We start from the raw sequence: 18,782 nt of genomic DNA, 5'->3' as shown, positions 1-18,782 counted from the left end.
GCCAGCCGTGAGCACCGAGAACGAAAAGGCCGGTACGCCGGACGAATCGGCCGCCGGTGCACCCCGGTCCGACGAACGGGGCCCCGCACCGGAAGCCGCTCCCCCGCCCCCCGCCACGCCCCCCGGCGCACCGCCGTCCTCCGCTCCGTCCTCACCGCCCGTCCCCCCGCCCCCGGCCGAGTCCCCGGCAGGGCCGACCCCGGCAGGGCCCCCGGCCGGGCCCGCGCAGGGAACCCCCGCCCCGCAGGACGGCCCCAGGGACCTGTGGGCGAGCCCCACCGCACCCACCGCCTCGTCCTCCTCCGGCCCCTGGGCCGCGTTTCCCCCGCCGCCCCCGCCCCCCAGGCGCCGCTCCGGCCTGCTGGCCGCGGTCGTCGCGGCGACCCTGCTCGCCGGCGGCGTCGGCGGCGGGCTCGGCTACCTGATCGCGGACAGCGGCGGCAGCGGCCCGGCCGCGAGCGTCTCGGAACGCGGGCGGGAAGTGACCGAGCGCGCGCCCGAGTCGGTGGCCGGCATAGCGGAAGCAGCCCTCCCCAGTGTGGTGACGATCCAGGCCCGCGGCGACCGTGACGGCGGCACCGGCACCGGCTTCGTCTACGACGAGGAGGGCCACATCATGACCAACAACCACGTGGTGGCCGGCGCCGGGAACGGCGGCGACCTCACCGTCACCTTCTCCGACGGGGAGAGCTACGAGGCGGAACTCGTCGGCGGCGCCCAGGGGTACGACGTGGCCATACTCAAACTGCGGGACGCCGGCGACCGCGACCTGGAGCCGCTGCCGCTGGGCGACTCCGACGCCGTCGCGGTCGGCGACGCCACCGTGGCCATCGGCGCCCCCTACGGGCTCTCCGGCACGGTCACCACCGGCATCATCAGCGCCAAGAACCGGCCCGTGGCCTCCAGCGACGGCCAGGGAGGCAACGCCTCCTACATGAGCGCCCTGCAGACGGACGCCTCGATCAACCCGGGCAACTCCGGCGGGCCGCTGCTGGACGCCGGCGGAGCGGTCATCGGCGTCAACTCCGCCATCCAGTCCACCACCGGAGGGCTGGGCCAGGGCCCGGCCGGCAGCATCGGCCTCGGCTTCGCCATCCCCGTCAACCAGGCCGACAGGGTCGCCAGGGACCTCATCGCCCGCGGTGAGCCGGTCTACGCCGTGATGGGCGTCTCGGTCGACATGGGCAGCGGCGTCAACGGCGCCCAGATCGTCGAGGAGGGCGGCGAGTCGATAACGCCGGGCGGTCCGGCCGACCAGGCCGGCCTGGAACCGGGCGACGTCATCGTCCGGTTCGGCGACCGCGTCATCGACAGCGGCCCCACCCTGATCAGCGAGATCTGGACCCACGAACCGGGCAGCACCGTGGAGCTGACCTACGAGCGCGGAGGCCGGCAGCACACCACGGAGCTCACCCTCGACGAACGCGTCGGAGACCAGTGACCCGCCGCCGGTGACGTCCGCCGCCGCCTTCCCGGCCCCTGCTCGGGAAGGCGGCGGCCCCGCCCCCCCGGCTCAGTGCACCGCGCGCACCACGGTGATCAGCAGGACGCTGGTGCTCACGTAGTACACGATGAGCGCTCCTCCGACGGCGGCCTGCCGGTAGTCGCGCTCCTCACGTATCGCCGTGGAGCCGTTCCCGTACGGCTCCACGGCCAGCGCCCGTATCCCGGCGTCGAACCGCGCCCGGTGACCGGCGGTCATGTCCCGCACCGCCGCCTCGGCGACCGGGGCGAACTGCACCCGGTAGGAGTCCGTCACGCCGCTCCCGGCTCCGAGGCGCCGCGCGGAGCCTCCTCCGCCGGGACACACCCGCTGAAGTCGCCGCGCCGCAGACGCTCCACGATCTCCTCGTCCTCCTCGTGCGCACCGGTGTGCAGCAGCGCCCAGTAGGCCAGGACCCGCGGCAGCTCGGCGGCCGGCGTCCGCTCGATCTCCTCGTTGAAGTGCTCGATCTCCTCGTCGCGCAGCGTGGCCCTGATGCCGGTGATCGTGGCCGGCACCTCGACGGCCTCACCCCGCACGCGCGTCCTGAACCTCGCGTCCTCCATGCCGGTCATCGTCGACAACCTCCTCCACACCCACCACGGTACGCACCCGCCCGGGTACCGTCACCACCCCTGCGGAGCGCTACCCTGTGACGGTGCCGACGCCCCGGCGGCCGGCACGAGGAGGCTTGCCCGAGCGGCCTAAGGGAACGGTCTTGAAAACCGTCGTGGCGGCAACGTCACCGTGGGTTCAAATCCCACAGCCTCCGCCCCCGTACGGCCCCTGACCTGCACATCCGGTCCGGGGCCGTCCCCGTTCCGGCTCTCGTGGTTCCCCGCCCGATGGGGCACATGAGGGGCACGGCAGGCCATCGACACAGCCATCTCCGAGTACGGCAGTCTGTTGGGAAACGACCGGCGAGGGCACCGCAAGAGTCGGTGCGGACAGGTTGCACTGAAGGCCGCAAGTTCTCTGGGGGCAGATAACCCGTCCAGTGTTGCGATCAATTCTGACGCTCCAGGCCAGAGCAGGGAGGTCGTGGTCACCCCCGACTGTGCTCTGTCATAGTCGGCTCCCTCGCACGGCCCAGGTAGGGCTCTGAGGGCTGACCTCGCAGGTCCCAGGTTCAGCAGATTGAGTAGATGATCCACGTGAGCTAGCATCTGCAGGTTATGCGCTATCCATTTGAGCAGATGGTGAAGGACCTCAACCGTAGAGGCATGCGGTTTATAGACATGCAGACCAAGAGCGACGACGCGCGTTCTGCAGCATGGTGGAACCAGGTCGCCAACGGCGCGGTCGTTAACCCACCACCTGCTGACCTGTTTCCGAAGTTTGCGCGCATGATGGGCGTCACAGAGCGGCGAGTGGCCGAAATGGCAGCCCAGGAGTGGTATGGCGTCACGCCCAAGGATGGCATCAGCCCGCGCGTGCTGCGGCTCGCTGATGCCCTCGACTCTCTGTCAGACGATGACGCCGCGATGGTGGAACGCCTAATCCGCCGCATGCGTAAGGGCCCGGTCAAGAAGCCGAAGAACCAGTCATAGACGGGTGGAGCGGCTTTGGGGTGGGAGATCGGGGCCCGTAAGTTTTCGGTGACTCGGGCGGTGAGTGGACCTGCCCGCTAATGCCTGGGCCTCGATCTTCGAGGCTGGCCCCAAGTTGGCTGCCTGAAGCCGTGGAGCCGACCGACCTCAGCCACAGCGGGTTCTCCTCAGTCAGCTCGCGATGCCCCGCCGTGGGCGAGGCGGAAGTGGCTCGATGACGTGGAGAAAGTTGGGACGATAGAGCTTTCTGCAGCTCCGCGTCCACAGATCGAGAGAGCATCCGCGAGATGCCCACGCCGCCTCAGCAGCTCCACTGCGTTCGACGAGCCGAACCTGTTAGCAGACGCCGGGCCGCACCCGGTGCTGCGCCTTGCCGAGAGGGCTCGACTCCCGTAGCTGGCCGACGACTCGATACGCATCGAGGGGGCGGACGACAACGGCGGGGCGAGCCCGGTGGCGAGGTGACGTCGCTGCTCGCGGCGATGTACGCCGGGGCGGACTGCATCGACGGCACCGATCGGATGCGGCACGTAGCGATGCTGATGGCCTTCTGTTGCTCCGTCGACGCTGGAGAGTTCATGCATCTTCACCCACGGCCATGCTGCAACAACAGAAGGTGCACTGCAGCGGCGCCCCGGATGGGGACGTGCCAGGCCGTACTGCCGCCTCTAGCGCTGTGTCATGCGCTGGGCAACTCCGCCTCCAGCAGCTCAGATTGAGCCGTTCTCGCAGGTGAAGATGCGCCTTGCCGATGGCGAGAAGGCACCCTTGGAAACCGTCGTGGCGGCAACGTCACCGTGGGTTCACATCCCACAGCCTCCGCGCGGCTTCGCCATGCAGCAGCCCGGAAGGGGTGCCACCGTATCGCCGGCGCCCCTTCCGGAGCCGTGGTCCGGTCAGATCCAGATGGCGCTGGGGGCGAGGACGACGAATTCGGCGTCGGAGGGGTCGAGGCAGACGGCCAGCCGGCCCACTCCTTCGGCGTCCTCCGGGCCCATCAGGAGGGTGCCGCCCTCCTCGGTGATCCGGGCGACTGTCCCGTCGCAGTCCAGGACGGCGAAGACGGGGTGCCAGTAGGCCCGGCCGCCGGTGCGGGCGAGGTGCTCGGGGGCGAGCTGCGTGATGCCGCCGTGCATGGAGTCCTCGCGGGCGCCCGCGGGGGCGATCAGGGAGTAGACGCCGGCGTCGTCCGGCAGCGGGGTGTCCGAGGTGGTCCAGCCGAACAGGGCGCCGTAGAACTCCTTGGCGGCGGCCGCGTCGGGGGTGTAGAGCTCGGTCCAGTACAGGGAGCCGGGCTGGTTCACCCGCTCCAGGCCCGGTTCGCTTCCCGGCTGCCAGAGGGCGAACTCGGCGCCCTGGGGGTCGGTGACATGGGCCATCCGCCCCATGTCGCCGGTGTCCACGGGGGCGACCCGTACGGTGCCGCCCGCGCGTTCGACCGTCCGGGCGGCGGCCTCCGCGTCGGGGGTGTCGAAGTACAGCGTCCAGGCCGATCGTGCGCCCTCCTCGGTGAGCGGGCCGATCGCGGCGACCTTCCGGCCCTCCTTCAGGAACAGGCCGTAAACGTCCCGGCCCTCGCCCGTCGGCCGGTGCTCCCAGCCGAGCACGGCGCTGTAGAAGGCGGCCGAGGCCGCCACGTCGGGGGCGCCGAGATCCAGCCAGCGCGGAGAGCCGGGGCTGCTGACATTGATCACGACGTGTCCCTTCGCCGGTCCCTGTGTCCTCCAGTGTGGTGCCCGCCGCTGACAGTCGCCTCCCGGCGCACCCATCCGTGGACTGCGCCGATGTGTGCGTTTGCGTGACCGGTGCGCTTCGTTCCGTAAGATTTTCTGCTCGGTCGATGCACGATCCGGTGCTCCGGACCGCTATGAGGGGCAAGAAGGCGCGCCCCGCGCCTTCCGGGGCGGCCGGGGCGGAAGCCGGTCTCCCTTCGACGGCAGAGAGGACCTGGTGGTCCGTGAACGGTCAACTTGTGAGTGAGTTCGTCGTGGTGCTGCTCGCCCTGCGCGTGTTCGGTGCCGACGTGCGCTGTCTGTGCGGCGCCGTCGGCCGGGGGAGGAGGGGGGCCGGTGAGTGACGCCCCGCTCCGACGTCGTTCCGGTGTGATTCCGCTGTCTCTCCTCCCCGCCGACTTCCGGGCCTTCCATCAGCTCTACCGGCCCGCCTACGTGCGCTGGGCGGAGCTGTACATGGGGGCGCGGGCGGACGCCGAGGAGGCCGTCGACCGCACCTTCGAGCAGCTCGCCGCCGACTGGGACCGGATCCTCGGCATGGACAACCCGGCCGGTTACGCCTGGACGATCCTCAAGCACCGCACGATCGACGCCGTGCGGGCGCGCGGCCGCCGGCCGGTCCTGGTGGACACCGCGGCCTTCGAGACGCACGCCCTGCACCACGCCGTCGACCCGATCGGCGAGCTGGAGCAGAGCCTGTCCATCTACCAGGCGATACGCGAGCTGCCGGAGCGCCAGCACGATGTGATCGTGCTGCTGTACTGCATGGGCTACAGCACGGCGGAGACCGCCGACATCCTGGGCATCAGCGTTCCCGGTGTCCGCTCGACCGCGCGCTACGCCCGGCATCGGCTGAAGGACGCGCTGGGACTGGGCAGTGGCCCGGAGGACGAAGGAGAGGCACGGTGATGATCTCCCCGGTCGATCTGGCCCTGGCGAGGATGTCCGTCGCCCGCCGGCCGTACACCGGCCGCGAGCTGGATGCGGCCGAGGCCCGGCTGGCCGCCCGGATCCCCGGCCTGATGCGCGGCGGGCCGGTGGCGCCGCCGGGGGCGGGAGAAGGGCCGGTGCGGCGTGGCGGGGGGACACCGGTGGCGTGGATGCGCCGTGCCGGAAAGGACCTGACGACGCTGTGCCGGACCGTGGTGGAGCAGGACGGCGCGCTGCACCACATGGCGGCCTTCCTCGGCCGGCGGGTCCCGGAACCGGACGGGGCGCGGGTGCTCGGCTGTGTGCTGCAACTGGCGGGACGGGAGGACGGCGCGCGGTTCTGGTGGCAGTTCGCCGCGGGGGCGGGCGACGGACCGGCCGCCTACTGCCTCCATCTGCACCACCTCTCCCTGGGGGAGGTGGGGGAGGCCGCGCTGTGGCACCAGGAGCGGGACCGGGACGGTGGCCCGGGGCTGGTGCTGCGGGTGCTGGCCGGACTGCGGGGGGAGCGCCGCCCGTGTCTGACGGCTGCCGCGGAGGCCGTGGTGCACTACGTGCCGGGGGCGGTGCAGTACGTGGACGAGATCGAACTGCCGCTTCCCGAAGCGGACTTCGCGGAGCGGATCGAGGAGCTGGCGGCCGGTCGCTGAGCCGGGCCGCACGGCTCGGCCGCCCGGAACCCGCAGCGGCCTGCCGCCCGGTTGCCCGGGGCCGGCCGGGCGGCGCGGCGCCTCGCCGGGCCCGTCCGGGTGGCGGGCGGGCGGCCGTCCGGCTGAACCTCGCGAACGGTCCGGGAGTGTCGCCGGGCCCGGCGCGGTCCGGCGTCTTCACTTTCCGCCATGCGGTATGTAGATCGGATCAGTCTTGCGGCGCGGCGGTGGGTGCTGCTGGCCGTCACCCTCGGCACGGTCGTCAGCGGCAGCACCTCGGCCGCCGTGGCGGTGGTGCCCCGGCCGGGCGAACCGGCCCCGGGCACGATGAGCGGTGACCTGACTGCCCTGGGCGCGGAGATCTTTGACGGCGAGGCGTTCGACACCTGCGTCGCCCCGCCGCTGGACGCGATGCGAGACTGGCTCCGGTCCCCGTACCGGGCGGTCGGCGTCTACATCGGCGGCCGCGGCCGGGCCTGCAAGGAGCAGCCGCACCTCACCCCCGGCTGGGTGCGCGAGGTGAACGCCATGGGCTGGCGGCTGCTGCCGCTCTACGTGGGCTCCCAGTCCCCGTGCGTCCGGCTGGAGAACAAGAGGGGCGTCGTCATGGACTCCGCCCGCCCGTGGGACCAGGGCGTGGAGGAGGCCCGGGACGCTGTCGCCTCCGCCCGGGGCCTGGGGATGACGGCCGGCAGCCCCGTCTACCTGGACATGGAGGCGTACGACCACACCGACGAGTCGTGCGCCGCCACGACGCTGGCCTTCACCCGGGCCTTCACCCGCGAGGTCCGCGAGCAGGGCTACATCCCCGGCTACTACAGCAGTTCGACGTCCGGCATCGCCCATCTGGAGAACGCGCGGCTGGCAGGCGTCGACGACCTCCCGGACGTCCTGTGGTACGCCCGCTGGCAGGTGCCGCCCACCCTGCACGACGAGCCGGTCCTGGCCCCGTACGCCTGGCAGCCGCACCGCCGCATCCACCAGCACGCCGGGGATGTGTACGAGACCCACGGGGGGCGCAGGATGCACATCGACCGGAACCTCGTGCACGCCCCCGTGGCGATCATCAGGTGAATCCCTGAGACTCCCTGAGAAGCGGACGGCCGCTCCTCCACCTCTGGGAGGTGCGGGAGCGGTCACCCCTACACCCTGGGGCGGATGCGGCATCGCGACCTGGGGCCGATCCCCCCGGGAGGTGTCCGCTCCTACTGTGGGGCCATGACCTCGCCTGCGACCGCCTCGACGGTGACCCCGCTGACCTTCACGTCATACGTGCAGGCCAGGGGGCCCGTCCTGCTGCGTACGGCCCGCTCGCTGACGCCCAACCCGTGCGACGCGGAGGATCTGCTGCAGACCGCTCTCGCCAAGACCTACCAGGCGTGGGAGCGCATCGAGGACCACCGGGCGCTGGACGGCTACGTGCGGCGCGCGCTGGTGAACACCCGCACCTCCCAGTGGCGCAAGCGCCGCGTGGACGAGTACGCGGTGGCCGCCGTGCCGGAGCCCGAGCCGCAGCACGGTCCCGACCCGGCCGAGGAGCAGGGCATGCGGGACGCGATGTGGCAGGCCGTGCTCCGGCTGCCGCCCCGCCAGCGCGCGATGGTCGTGCTGCGCTACTACGAGGACCTGAGCGAGGTCCGCACCGCCGAACTGCTCGGCGTCTCGGTCGGCACGGTCAAGAGCGCCGTCTCCCGCGCGCTGGCCAAGCTCCGCGACGACCCGGACCTGGCCGCGGTGGCCGGGCAGCCCGCGGCCGGGCGGACCGCCGTCCCCGCGCAGAGCGGCGGCCGGCTCGCCGCCTGAGCAGCGGAACGCCGGGGCCCCCGGGGCGCCCGGCGCCGGGCCGTCCTCCGCCCGGTACGGGTACGCCTGTCCGTCAGGGCCGCCTCGGGGCCGCGCAGCCCTCGCCCCGGCCGGGCCCCGGGTGGGCCACAAGTCGGGAAAGTTTCCCTTGGGGTAGTGACATACCGCTCAGTATGCCAGCACAATGCCGGGACATTACCCTCGCGTAACGACGCGCACATGTGGGAGGCAACCCGGTGCTCAGCACGATGCAGGACGTACCGCTTCTGGTCAGCCGCATACTGCGGCACGGCTCCACCATCCACGGCAGGTCACAGGTCACCACATGGACCGGCGAGGCCGAGCCGCACCGCCGCTCCTTCGCCGAGATCGGCGCCCGCTCCGCCCAGCTCGCCCACGCCCTGCGCGACGAGTTCGGTGTCCGCGAAGGCGAACCCGTGGGCACCCTCATGTGGAACAACGCCGAGCACCTCGAGGCGTACTTCGCCATCCCGTGCATGGGATCCGTCCTGCACACCCTCAACCTCAGGCTCCCCCCGGCACAGCTCGCCTGGGTCGTCAACCACGCCGCCGACCGCGTCATCGTCGCCAACGGCTCACTGCTGCCGCTGCTCGCCCCGCTGCTGCCGCACCTGAAGACCGTCGAGCACGTGGTCGTCTCCGGCCCCGGCGACCTCTCACTCCTGGACGGCTGCGCCCCCACGGTGCACGCCTACGAGGAGCTGATCGCCGGCCGCCCCACCCAGTACGACTGGCCCGAGGTGGACGAGCGCAGCGCCGCCGCCATGTGCTACACCTCCGGCACCACCGGCGACCCCAAGGGCGTCGTCTACTCCCACCGCTCCATCTACCTGCACTCCCTGCAGATCAACCAGGCCGAGTCGATGGCGCTCACCGAGGCCGACAGCACCCTCCCGGTGGTGCCGATGTTCCACGTCAACGCCTGGGGCATCCCGCACGCGGTCTTCATGGCCGGCGTCGGCCTGCTCATGCCCGACCGGTTCCTCCAGCCCGGCCCGCTGGCCGAGATGATCGCCACCGAGCGGCCCACCCACGCCGCCGCCGTCCCCACCATCTGGCAGGGCCTGCTCGCCGAGCTCGCGGCCAACCCCCGCGACATCTCGTGCCTGCGATCCGTCACCATCGGCGGCTCCGCCTGCCCGCCCTCGATGATGAAGGACTTCGAGGAGAAGCACAGCGTCCGCGTCGTCCACGCCTGGGGCATGACCGAGACCTCCCCGCTGGGCACCATCGCCCACCCGCCCGCCGGGCTCACCGACGAGGAGGCCTGGCCCTACCGCCTCACCCAGGGCCGCTTCCCCGCCTCCGTCGAGGCCAGGCTGGTCGGCCCGGACGGCACCTTCATGCCGTGGGACGGCCGGTCCGCCGGTGAACTGGAGGTGCGCGGCCCGTGGATCGCCGGGGCCTACTTCGGCGGCACCGGCGGCGAACCGCTCCGCCCGGAGGACAAGTTCAGCGAGGACGGCTGGCTGCGCACCGGCGACGTCGGCACCATCTCCCCGGACGGCTACCTGACACTGACGGACCGCGCCAAGGACGTCATCAAGTCCGGCGGCGAGTGGATCTCCTCCGTCGAGCTGGAGAACCACCTCATGGCCCACCCGGCCGTCGCCGAGGCCGCCGTGGTGGCCGTCCCCGACGAGCGCTGGGGCGAGCGCCCGCTGGCGACCGTCGTCCTGAAGGAGGACGCCACGGCCGACTACGAGGACCTGCGCGCCTTCCTCGGTGAGCGGCTCGCCCGCTGGCAGCTGCCCGAGCGCTGGGCGAAGATCAGCGCGGTGCCGAAGACCAGCGTCGGCAAGTTCGACAAGAAGGTGCTGCGCGCCCAGTACGCGGAGGGCGAACTGGACGTGACCAACCTGACCTCCTGACCCACGCGCCGCGCCCCCTGCCCGGTTCTCACCGGCAGGGGGCGCGGGCCTGTCACTCGCGGGGCGCGCCGGTCAGCGCGCGCCGATCTTCGCCAGCAGATCCACGATCCGCTCCTGGACCTCCGGGTGCGTGGAGCGCTCCGCGAGGAACAGCACCGTCTCCCCGGAGGCCAGCTGCGGAAGCTGGGCCGGGTCCATGCCGGCCGAGGTGTAGACGACGAACGGTGTCCGGCTCAGCAGCCCGTTCACCCGCAGCCAGTCGATCATCCCGGCCCGCCGGCGGCGCACCTGGTGCAGGTCCATCACCACCAGGTTCGGCCTCACCTGCGAGGCCACCTCCATCGCCTCGGTGTCCGAGACGGCGTGCGCCACCTGCATGCCGCGCCGCTCCAGCGAGACGGTCAGGGCGTCGGCGATCGCCTGCCGCTCCTCCACCAGCAGCACCCGCGGCGGGTGCTGCTCGCTGTCCCGCGGCGCGAGCGCCTTGAGCAGGACGGCCGGATCGGCACCGTAGGCGGCCTCCCTGGTCGCCTGCCCGAGACCGGCCGTCACCAGCACCGGGACCTCGGCGGCCACCGCGGCCGCGCGCAGCGACTGCAGCGCCGTACGGGTGATCGGGCCGGTCAGCGGATCCACGAACAGCGCGGCGGGATAGGCCGCGATCTGCGCGTCGACCTCCTCGCGCGAGTGCACCAGCACCGGGCGGTAGCCGCGGTCGGTCAGCGCCTGCTGGGTGGAGACGTCCGGCTCCGGCCAGACCAGCAGCCGGCGCGGGTTGTCCAGCGGCTCCGGCGGCAGCTCGTCGTCCGCGGGCGGGGGCACCGGCAGCCCGCGCCCCTCGGTGACCTCGACCGCGCCGTTCGGCCCGTCCAGATGCTCCGGTCCCTCGGCCGAACCGGCCGCGGGCGCGCTGATCGCGTACTCCCGGCCGCGGCCGCCCTCCGAGGCGGCTGTCGAAGCCGCGGCCCGCGGGTCGTCCTCCGGGGGTGCCGCCAGCTTCCTGCGCCGGGCGGGCGGTGAGGCCGGAGCCGGAACGGGAGCCGCCGGCGCCGGGTCAGTGGCAGGTGCCGCCGGCTGCGGCGCGTGCTGCTGCGGACCCTGCTGCAGGGCCGGTGGCTGCGGCTGAGGGGGGGACGGCGGCACCTGTCCCGGCGCCGGCTGCGGTGCCGCGGGCCGGGGCTGCGCCGGCTGGGGGGCGTGCGGCTGGGGAGCCTGCGGATGAGCCGCCTGCGGAACGGAGGGCGCGGGCGGCTGCGGCGCGTGCGGCCGGGGAGCCTGCGCCACCGGCGCGGCCGGACGGGGCTGGGGCGCGGGGGCGGGGCCGCGCTGGAACCCCTGGCCCAGCGTCCGCACACTCACCCCGGCCCGCTGCTCCCGGCCGTTCCGCTCGCTGCCGGGCATCGGCAGCGGCTGCGGGCGGCGCGGCAGGGACGGCTGGGGAATGCTGCCGTCCAGGATCGGGCTGGCGGCCACCACCGAGCGATCGGCGGCGGGAGGCGGCTCCTCCGGCGCGGCCGGAGCCTCCTGGTCCGCGGGAGCGGAGGCCGGATCGTCCTGCCGTCCGGTCTCCTCCGGCTGCCCGGCGTGGCCGGTGCGGTCGGGGCCGGGCTGTCCGTGAGCGGCGTGCTCGTGACCCGCCCGGTCGTGATCCGGCTGCCCGTGCGGGGGCTGCTCCGACGCGGCCGGCTCCGGCAGTGCGGGCCCGGCCACCGGCCGCGGGGCCGCAGCGGGCTGCGGGGCGGCATGCGGCTGCGGGACGGGTCCGTGCGGCGGCCGGTCCGGTGACGGGGCCGCGGGCCCGAGGGCCACCGCACCACCCGCCGCAACACCACCCGCCGGCGAACCGGCCGCAGGCGTCTCGTCGGCGGCCGGACCGCGACGCCGCCGGCGCCCGGTCGGCTGCTCGGCCGGTGCCTGGCCCGGCAGGGCGATCTCGTTCCCGGCGGCCGGTGTGTGCTCCTCCTCCACGGGTGCCAGTGCCCGCCGCCGGCGCCCGCCGCCGGTGCTGTTGCTGTCCGTCGCGGACGGGAGGGCGGGAATCGCCTGTGGGCCGGGCTCCGGCGCCGCGGCGGTTCCCGCGGGGGGCGTCCGGGGAACCTGCTCGCCCGGCTGCGACTGCCTGCGGCGACGCCCGGTCGGCGGGCCCTGCGGCGCCTCCTGCCCGTCACGGCCGGTGCCGTCCGCGGATCCGTTCGCCGATCCGTCCGCGACGGCGTTCGCGCGGTTCGGGTGGAGGGCCGCGGAGCCGTTCGCTCCCGCCGGCCCCCCGGCAGCAGTGGCGTTCGGGCCGGTACTCGCGCCGCGGGCGCGCATCGGCTGCGTGGGCACCGGCATCACGGTCGTCTCGCCGCCGGTGTCCCGCAGCGGGGCCACCGCGGGCCCGCCGCCACCGGCCCTGACCGGAACCTCCAGCACGTAGGCGCTGCCGCCCGCGGCCCCCGGCACCTCGTGCGTCTGCAGGACCCCGCCGTGCTGCCGGACGATGCCCCGCACCAGCGGTTCGTGCACCGGATCACCGCCCGCGTAGGGGCCGCGGACCTCGATCCGGATCACGTCGCCGCGCTGCGCGGCCGCCACCACGATCGTCGAGTCGCCCAGCGCGCCGTGGCCGGACGTCGCGCGGCCGGTGGCGTCCACCCCGGCGACATCCGCCACCAGGTGCGCCAGCGCCTGGGCCAGCCGGTCCGGATCGACCTCCGCCTCGACCGGCGGAGCGTGCACCGCGAACTGCGCGCGGCCCGGGCCGATCAGCTCGGTCGCGCCCTCCACACCGGCCGTCACCACGTCGTCCAGGGAGACCTGCCGCACCGACAGCTTGTCGGTGCCCTCGTCCAGCCGCTGATAGCTGAGGACGTTGTCCACCAGCGTCGTCATCCGCGCGTAGCCGGCCGCCAGGTGGTGCAGCACCTGGTTGGCCTCCGGCCACAGCTGCCCGGCCGGGTCGGACGCCAGCGAGGTGAGCTCGGAGCGCAACTGCTCCAGGGGGCCGCGCAGCCCGTCGCCGAGGACGGACAGCAACTGTGCGTGGCGGGCGGCCAGCGCGTCGAAGGACCGGCGGTCGGTGAACGTCAGCACCGCCCCCACCAGCTGCTCGCCGTCCCGCACCGGCGCCGTCGTCAGATCGACGGCGACCGGCCGGCCGTCCTTCGTCCACAGCACCTGGCCGCGCACCCGGTGCTTGCGGCCGGAGGTGAGGGTGTCGTGCAGTGGGGTCTCCTCGTACGGCAGCGGCGAGCCGTCCGGGCGCGAGTGATGCACCAGGGGGTGCAGTTCCTGCCCGCCGAGCGCGCTGGCCCGGTGCCCGAGCATCTGCGCGGCCGCGGGGTTGACCAGGACGACCCGTCCCGCGGTGTCCACCCCGACCACGCCCTCGGAGGCGGCCCGGAGGATCATCTCGGTCTGCCGCTGCTGGCGGACCAGCTCCGCCTCGGTGTCCAGAGCCCCCGACAGGTCGCGGACCACGAGCATCAGCAGCTCCTCGTGATCGTCCGCGAAGGCCGCCTCTATGGCGGAGGCGTAGGGGACGGCCTGGTCCGCCTTGACGCTGGAGCTGGTCACCTCGACCGGGAGCTCGCTGCCGTCGGTGCGGCGGGCGACCATGCGCGTGGGCTTGGTCTGCGCGCCGGTGTCCTCGTCCGGACGGCGCATCGAGCCGGGAATCCGCCGGGGATCGAACTCGGGGATGACGTCCAGGAGCCCCCGGCCGATCAGCGGAGCGCCGGGGGCCTCCAGGGTCTCCATCGCGATGGAGTTCGCGTTGACGACGGTGCCGTTGCCGTTGACGAGCAGCAGCGCGTCGGGCAGGGCGTCGAGTATGGCGGCGAGGCGAGCAGCGCCTCTCGCTGGCCTGCTGCTCACGACGTCGATTCCTCCCTTGACGCTGGTGTTCCCGGCGAACGGTTCCGGCGGCCACGGCGGTGTGCCGGGTGCCGCCTTCGTCTCATCAAGGGGAGTCTACGGCCAGCGGAGACCGGCGCGGTGGTCCGTTCGCAGAAGCATTCTCCCGCACGTCCCGGCCGCACGGCTGTGGCGGAGAACACGTCGCCACCCACGGGCCGGACGCCGGCCGCCGGTCAGCGGGCGGACCAGGGCTCCTCGGCCCCGGGCTGCGGCAGGAGCGGCACCAGGTTGTCCCAGCGTGCGATCTCGCAGCCATTGGCGCGGTTGAACCGGGCGCGGACCGGCTCGCCCTTCCAGGTGCCCTCGACCCGGGCAGCGGCCGGACCGCCGTACAGGTGGGTGCACATCTGGTCCCTGGGCACGGGTGCGAACGGGTCGGAGCCGCTCGCAAGGGCGGAGTCGAGGGCGTCGCAGGCGGCGCGGGAGTCGGGGTGATTTCCCCCGGACGGGTGGCACCGGAGCCGGTAGACGCCGTCGGCGGTACCGCTGTCGGTGACGGTGACGGTCAGGCGCTCCGCGGGGGCGCCGGGCGCTCCGCCGGCAGGCTCGGGGGCGGTCACGGGGGAGGCGACGGGGGCTGCGCCCGCGAGGGCGGCGACAAGGGCCGCGGCGGCGAGACTCGGGTAGGGCATGACAGGTACTCCCTGTGGGGTGAGGAGGGCCGGGAGCCACGGTGTGTGTCTCCTTCCTTACTCCTAACGCTCCCGGGCTCCAGGCGTTGCGCAACTCGACGCCACAGGCCGACCCCCAGTAGGGTGATTCGCGATTCGCCGCAGCCCAGACGGCTGTGGCATCATGTGCACGCACAGTGGGTTCACCCGACTGTGCGGGGAGGCTTCGCCTAGTCTGGTCTATGGCGCCGCACTGCTAATGCGGTTTGGGGTAACCCCCCATCCCGGGTTCAAATCCCGGAGCCTCCGCCGACGCAGAGCCCTGGTGGTCACCGCCAGGGCTTTTTGCCGTTCCCGGGCCCGTTGCCACCGGTCCGTTCCCGCCGCTCCGCCGCCCTCCCGGTGAACCCTCCGGGCGGGGCCGACGGCCTCCCGGACGGCCTGCGGAACCGATTTCGTCACCGGCGCGAGGTCATGTAATGTTGTCCCCGCAACGCCGACCGGCCCACCGAGGCCGGGCAGCCCAGCGCTCGTAGCTTAACGGATAGAGCATCTGACTACGGATCAGAAGGTTGCAGGTTCGAATCCTGCCGAGCGCGCGCATGTGATGTCTCAGGACATCGAGGACGCCCGAACCTGCAGGTTTGTAGGTTCGGGCGTTCGTCATTTTAGGGTGGGGCCTGGTGGGCGGCCGGTGCGCTGGTAGATGACGGTGGGGTCGAGGAGCAGTTCGCGCAGGATTTCACCAGTGGAGGCGTTAATGAGGCGGATGTCGAGGTCCTGGATGAGGGCCAGGACGTAAGTTCCGGCGTAGGTTCGTCCGATGCCGATGCCGATGCCGATGCCGATGCCGATGCGGTAGAGGGTTCCGCAGTGGCGCAGGGTGATGGAGCCGGCTTTGGAGACTCGGTCGGCGCGCACGCGGTCGTGGGTGTCGGTGGTGCGGTCGGTGCCGGGTGCGGTTTCGGGGCGGGCGGTGTCGATGGTCGCCGGGGTCGCACGGTTCCACCGTGCGCTTGGGTTGTACTCGTGGCTTCTCTGTGCAGCCGCCCCTGTCCGGCACCTGCCGGACAGGGGCCGCGCCTTCGTCGTTCGCGGCAGGGCTACGCCGCGGTCACGAGTTCCCGGGCGCGCTCGTTGAAGTCCGCGACGAGGCGGTGGTTGCCGAAGGGGCGCATACGCTGCTGGAGGTCCTGGACGGCTTCGACGCAGCGGGAGCTCTTGACTTGGTGGGAAAGGGAGAGGGTCTTCAGCCCGGCGGCGTAGGCGGCTTCCAAGTCGTCGCGGTGAAGGTGGGAGGCGGCGAGGGCGGCCTGGGACATGGCACCGCGGCGGGCCCGGCGCTGCTGGCGGGCGGCGCCGATGGAGCGGCGGGCGTGTTCTTCGGCGGCGTCGGCCTGGCCCAGATCGCGGAAGGTGTTGGCGTGCTCGCCGTGCAGGTAGGCGGTGTCGATGAAGGCGGCCCACTCCTGCTCTTCGACCGGGCGGACCCGCTCGAATTCCGCCTCGGATCTCGTCACGGCGCGGGCCGCGGCGGTGTCGTCGCCGAGCCTGGCGAGCGCGCGGGCTTCGAGTGCCCAGAGGTCGGCGAGACAGGCGGGGGAGGTGTCCTTGCCGAGCCCGGCGCGGCCAGCCTGGGCGAGGCGTCGGCCCTCCTCCGGGTTGCCCAGCAGCGTGGCCTGATCAGCCATGCCGGCCAGGACATGGGCGCCGAGCGCCTTGTTCCGGGACTCCTCCGCGAGCCGGAGCGACTGGATGAGGTAGCGCTGGGCCGTGCCGTGTTCGCCGTTGTCGTAGGCCATCCAGCCCAGTAGGTAAGTCTGTTCGGCGGCGGCTTCGCACAGGGCGCGGCGCACGTCGTCGGAGTGCGTGCGGCGCAGTAGGGGGTAAACGTGCTGGTTCATGTACTGGGCGAGGATGAGGCGTCCGGAGCCCCCGCCCTGGAGGACATCGACCTTCTGGAACTCGCCGAACATGTTCCGCACGGCGGTCACGTCCTCGAGGCGGACCTTCGGGCCGGGCTCCGGCTGCTGGTCCAGGGTGTTGAGGAGCCAGTCCCGGGACGGCCCGACGGCGGCGACGGCGGCGAAGGGGGCTGCTGCGAGGAAGTTGCGGCGGTCCACGTCTGCTCTCCCGAGGTCGGCGACAGCTTCAACGGTAACGGTGTACGACGCGTTGTAGGTCAGCGCGCGGTCGCTCGTCGCAGACTCGCCGAAGCCAAGGTCGTACGTCGTGACCCGGAACCCGACCTCGGCGGAGATGACATCGGCGAGGATCTCGGGCACCGGCGGGCGCGGCTGGTCGCCCTCCAGCCAGCGCCGAACAGCCGACGCGTCGGGTGTGACATGCGGCTGACCCCAGAGGTGAGCAGCGGCTTTGACCCGGCGGGCGAGCTCCTTGCGGCTCATGCCGGATCGCTCCAGCCAGTGAGCGAGGTCTGCGTTCGGCGTCTTCATGATGACCCCTTACCCCACGGTGGCGGACGGTAGCGGAAGTACCACCCTCTACCACCCCCTCTGACGGTACCCACTGAGTCGGCGTAGCGGTTGTCTGGATATGCCAAGCAGTCACAGATTCCGGGGAGTTGCGCCCATGCGAGAAGCCAGAAACGGCGACCGCAGGGCAGCGTCAGGTACGGCGCCGCTCTGCCCTCTGGTCGCCGAAGGCGCCGGACTACGGGCCGCCCCCTCCCTCGTGGCCCGCGGTTTCGCCGGAGCCGCGCGGTCGGTCCCCGAAGCCAGGGCCTTCGTGCGAGAGCTACTTACCGCCTGGGGCTTCACCGCGGGAGCGGATGACGTACTGGTCTGCGTCTCCGAACTCGTGAGCAACGCCGTGCACCACGCCGTTCCCGACGGCGGTTCCTTCCTCGTCCGGGTCGGCGTCACGAGCACGGGGCTCCGTATCGAGGTGTGCGATCCCTCGCCGCTCCTGCCACGTGTGCGCCGGCCGGACCCCGCAGAAGTCCACGGGCGCGGCCTGCTCCTCGTGGACACGCTCGCGGCCGGCTGGGGTGTGGAACGGCTGAACTGGGGGAAGGTCTTGTGGGCGGAACTTCCCTGCGCCGCCCAGGGACATACGCCGCCAACGGTGGATCTTCTGCGATCGGTTCTCGTCTCGACTTGGATCGACGCCACGCCGCACGGGCACGTCGCCTTCCTTCTTGTCGCCCACCCGCCCTCGTCAGATCCGCAGGGCGGCGGAAGCCTTGACACGGAGCGGAAGATGCGAGGGCTCGCCGCCTGCCTTTCCCTGGCTCCACCCTCCGCCCTGCTTCCGGACATCGAGGGACGCCTCACAATGTCCGGACGGACTGAAGTCCTGGTGTCCATCGTCGGATGCGGCCATGACCTGCGCGTTCCCGTAGGCACCCAGTGGGGTGGCTTCGCCGCCGCGGGAGGCCCGGTCGTCGTCGTTGTAGGACTCGATCCACTGCCGGGGGGAGCGGACCGCCGTGCCGTCAGCGCCTACCTCGCCGAGGGTGCGCGAAGCGGTCGCCTCCTTCTGGGAAGGGCATGCACGGGGACGCTGACCGCCGGTGACTGCCCGGAGCCTTCAGCCTCGGCCGGTCGGGAGCTGCCATGACCGTCACTCGCCATGCCCACCCCGACCATCTGCCGGAGCCCGGTGACGGAATGTCTGGGTGCACGGTGCGTGCTGGTTGTGGTGCGGGCACCGACGGATGGCTGTGCTGTGGATCGGCCCCGTCACTGTCGCCGGTCATGTCCGCGCGCCGATGTACGCCTGCGCGCCGTGCCTCGCGCGGCTGCACGACATGCCCTGGGACTACGTGGAAACCGCAGCCGACACCCTGCCTGTCGCAACGGCTGCGGCCTGCCCCTCTACCTGTTGGCGGGAGTCGAGGAGTCGTCCATCGGTCGGCGTATCACTGGGCGGCACCGCCGTCCGCGTACGCCGCTTGGAGAGCGCCTCCGCGAGGTGTTCGGGGCCGCGACCGTCCCCATGCGTGTCCTCCTCCTTCGGGAGGCGTGCCTCACGCCTCAAACTCGCTGAAGTCCTCACCCGGCCCCCTGAGCGATCCGGGCCCGCTGCCGCGGTTCGGAGAAAGCGCCTCGGCGGCCGTCGCTACCGGCACGCCGAGGCTGAACGTCCCTAGCTGTGCAGGAGCTGACAACGCAATGCGCGACCTTATCGCCTGCTTCGCCATCTGGTTAGTCCCGGGCCTCCGCCGGAGCCTGCGCCGCGCCCATCGGCGCGTGAGCGAACTGTTCG

15 protein-coding genes and 3 tRNA genes are annotated in these 18,782 nt (G+C 72.6%); 11 read left to right on the top strand and 7 right to left on the bottom strand.

The features are described from left to right. Positions 1-7: 7 nt before the first annotated feature. Positions 8-1,441, top strand: coding sequence for a S1C family serine protease (locus tag ABD299_RS20160; protein WP_344264527.1), 1,434 nt, complete (start codon positions 8-10; stop codon positions 1,439-1,441). Positions 1,442-1,513: 72 nt separating this feature from the next. On the opposite strand, the gene ABD299_RS20155 is transcribed toward ABD299_RS20160, so the two are convergent. Both ABD299_RS20155 and ABD299_RS20150 read right to left on the bottom strand, forming a co-directional pair. Continuing rightward, complete coding sequence (locus ABD299_RS20155; protein WP_344264524.1) at positions 1,514-1,759, bottom strand: type II toxin-antitoxin system RelE family toxin; 246 nt, start codon at positions 1,757-1,759, stop codon at positions 1,514-1,516. Beyond that, entirely contained in the window at positions 1,756-2,058 is a 303-nt protein-coding gene (locus ABD299_RS20150; RefSeq protein WP_344264521.1) for a hypothetical protein, read from the bottom strand. Before ABD299_RS20150 ends, ABD299_RS20155 begins: the two co-directional genes overlap by 4 nt. Positions 2,059-2,168: 110 nt before the next feature. Between ABD299_RS20150 and ABD299_RS20145 the strand changes: the two genes are divergently transcribed. Together ABD299_RS20145 and ABD299_RS20140 are read left to right on the top strand one after the other, a co-directional pair. Further along, positions 2,169-2,255: transfer RNA gene (locus ABD299_RS20145), tRNA-Ser, on the top strand. 424 nt (positions 2,256-2,679) lie between these two features. Next, entirely contained in the window at positions 2,680-3,033 is a 354-nt protein-coding gene (locus tag ABD299_RS20140) for a hypothetical protein (RefSeq protein ID WP_344264518.1), read from the top strand. Between the two features lie 896 nt (positions 3,034-3,929). Here the strand turns inward: ABD299_RS20140 and ABD299_RS20135 are convergent. Continuing rightward, positions 3,930-4,727 (bottom strand): VOC family protein, encoded by a 798-nt coding sequence (locus tag ABD299_RS20135; RefSeq protein ID WP_344264515.1) that lies wholly within the window; start codon positions 4,725-4,727, stop codon positions 3,930-3,932. Between the two features lie 375 nt (positions 4,728-5,102). Between ABD299_RS20135 and ABD299_RS20130 the strand changes: the two genes are divergently transcribed. The 5 genes from ABD299_RS20130 (at position 5,103) to ABD299_RS20110 (ending at position 10,041) form a co-directional block, all read left to right on the top strand. Beyond that, positions 5,103-5,675 (top strand): sigma-70 family RNA polymerase sigma factor, encoded by a 573-nt coding sequence (locus ABD299_RS20130; RefSeq protein ID WP_344264512.1) that lies wholly within the window; start codon positions 5,103-5,105, stop codon positions 5,673-5,675. Then, complete coding sequence (locus tag ABD299_RS20125; RefSeq protein WP_344264665.1) at positions 5,675-6,346, top strand: hypothetical protein; 672 nt, start codon at positions 5,675-5,677, stop codon at positions 6,344-6,346. The genes ABD299_RS20130 and ABD299_RS20125 overlap by 1 nt, the downstream gene beginning before the upstream one ends. A gap of 189 nt (positions 6,347-6,535) precedes the next feature. After that, positions 6,536-7,420: a DUF1906 domain-containing protein gene (locus ABD299_RS20120; RefSeq protein WP_344264509.1), complete on the top strand. Its 885-nt coding sequence runs from the start codon at positions 6,536-6,538 to the stop codon at positions 7,418-7,420. A gap of 144 nt (positions 7,421-7,564) precedes the next feature. Continuing rightward, a complete protein-coding gene (locus ABD299_RS20115) occupies positions 7,565-8,149 on the top strand; it encodes a SigE family RNA polymerase sigma factor (protein ID WP_344264506.1) in 585 nt (194 codons plus the stop codon). A 236-nt stretch (positions 8,150-8,385) separates the two neighbouring features. Continuing rightward, positions 8,386-10,041: a long-chain fatty acid--CoA ligase gene (locus tag ABD299_RS20110; RefSeq protein ID WP_344264503.1), complete on the top strand. Its 1,656-nt coding sequence runs from the start codon at positions 8,386-8,388 to the stop codon at positions 10,039-10,041. Between the two features lie 72 nt (positions 10,042-10,113). Here the strand turns inward: ABD299_RS20110 and ABD299_RS20105 are convergent, their stop codons facing one another. Both ABD299_RS20105 and ABD299_RS20100 read right to left on the bottom strand, forming a co-directional pair. Next, entirely contained in the window at positions 10,114-13,899 is a 3,786-nt protein-coding gene (locus ABD299_RS20105; RefSeq protein WP_344264500.1) for a PAS domain-containing protein, read from the bottom strand. Between the two features lie 215 nt (positions 13,900-14,114). After that, positions 14,115-14,573 (bottom strand): SSI family serine proteinase inhibitor, encoded by a 459-nt coding sequence (locus ABD299_RS20100; RefSeq protein ID WP_344264497.1) that lies wholly within the window; start codon positions 14,571-14,573, stop codon positions 14,115-14,117. 198 nt (positions 14,574-14,771) lie between these two features. Between ABD299_RS20100 and ABD299_RS20095 the strand changes: the two genes are divergently transcribed. After that, positions 14,772-14,861 (top strand) — tRNA-Ser (locus tag ABD299_RS20095). A gap of 217 nt (positions 14,862-15,078) precedes the next feature. Further along, positions 15,079-15,151, top strand: a tRNA-Arg gene (locus ABD299_RS20090). Positions 15,152-15,215: 64 nt separating this feature from the next. Here the strand turns inward: ABD299_RS20090 and ABD299_RS20085 are convergent. Both ABD299_RS20085 and ABD299_RS20080 read right to left on the bottom strand, forming a co-directional pair. Continuing rightward, on the bottom strand, positions 15,216-15,473 hold the full coding sequence (locus ABD299_RS20085) for a hypothetical protein (protein ID WP_344264494.1): 258 nt from the start codon (positions 15,471-15,473) through the stop codon (positions 15,216-15,218). Positions 15,474-15,655: 182 nt separating this feature from the next. Next, positions 15,656-17,008 (bottom strand): NsdA family TPR-like regulatory protein, encoded by a 1,353-nt coding sequence (locus ABD299_RS20080; RefSeq protein ID WP_344264491.1) that lies wholly within the window; start codon positions 17,006-17,008, stop codon positions 15,656-15,658. A gap of 136 nt (positions 17,009-17,144) precedes the next feature. On the opposite strand from ABD299_RS20080, the gene ABD299_RS20075 reads away from it, so the two are divergent. Continuing rightward, entirely contained in the window at positions 17,145-18,134 is a 990-nt protein-coding gene (locus ABD299_RS20075; RefSeq protein WP_344264488.1) for an ATP-binding protein, read from the top strand. The last annotated feature ends 648 nt before the right edge of the window (positions 18,135-18,782 follow it).

The sequence above is a fragment of the Streptomyces sodiiphilus genome (assembly GCF_039529215.1).
Taxonomy (GTDB): domain Bacteria; phylum Actinomycetota; class Actinomycetes; order Streptomycetales; family Streptomycetaceae; genus Streptomyces; species Streptomyces sodiiphilus.
The sequence above is the reverse complement of the archived record's forward strand: the minus strand, read 5'-3'. Positions and strand labels throughout refer to the sequence as shown.

What these genes read in the sequence shown, in the direction of transcription:
- ABD299_RS20080 (WP_344264491.1), bottom strand. Translation starts at nt 17,008, where the DNA reads ATGAAGACGCCGAACGCAGACCTCGCTCACTGGCTGGAGCGATCCGGC.
- ABD299_RS20140 (WP_344264518.1), top strand. Translation starts at nt 2,680, where the DNA reads ATGGTGAAGGACCTCAACCGTAGAGGCATGCGGTTTATAGACATGCAG.
- ABD299_RS20125 (WP_344264665.1), top strand. Translation starts at nt 5,675, where the DNA reads ATGATCTCCCCGGTCGATCTGGCCCTGGCGAGGATGTCCGTCGCCCGC.
- ABD299_RS20075 (WP_344264488.1), top strand. Translation starts at nt 17,145, where the DNA reads ATGCGAGAAGCCAGAAACGGCGACCGCAGGGCAGCGTCAGGTACGGCG.
- ABD299_RS20150 (WP_344264521.1), bottom strand. Translation starts at nt 2,058, where the DNA reads ATGACCGGCATGGAGGACGCGAGGTTCAGGACGCGCGTGCGGGGTGAG.
- ABD299_RS20100 (WP_344264497.1), bottom strand. Translation starts at nt 14,573, where the DNA reads ATGCCCTACCCGAGTCTCGCCGCCGCGGCCCTTGTCGCCGCCCTCGCG.
- ABD299_RS20115 (WP_344264506.1), top strand. Translation starts at nt 7,565, where the DNA reads ATGACCTCGCCTGCGACCGCCTCGACGGTGACCCCGCTGACCTTCACG.
- ABD299_RS20120 (WP_344264509.1), top strand. Translation starts at nt 6,536, where the DNA reads ATGCGGTATGTAGATCGGATCAGTCTTGCGGCGCGGCGGTGGGTGCTG.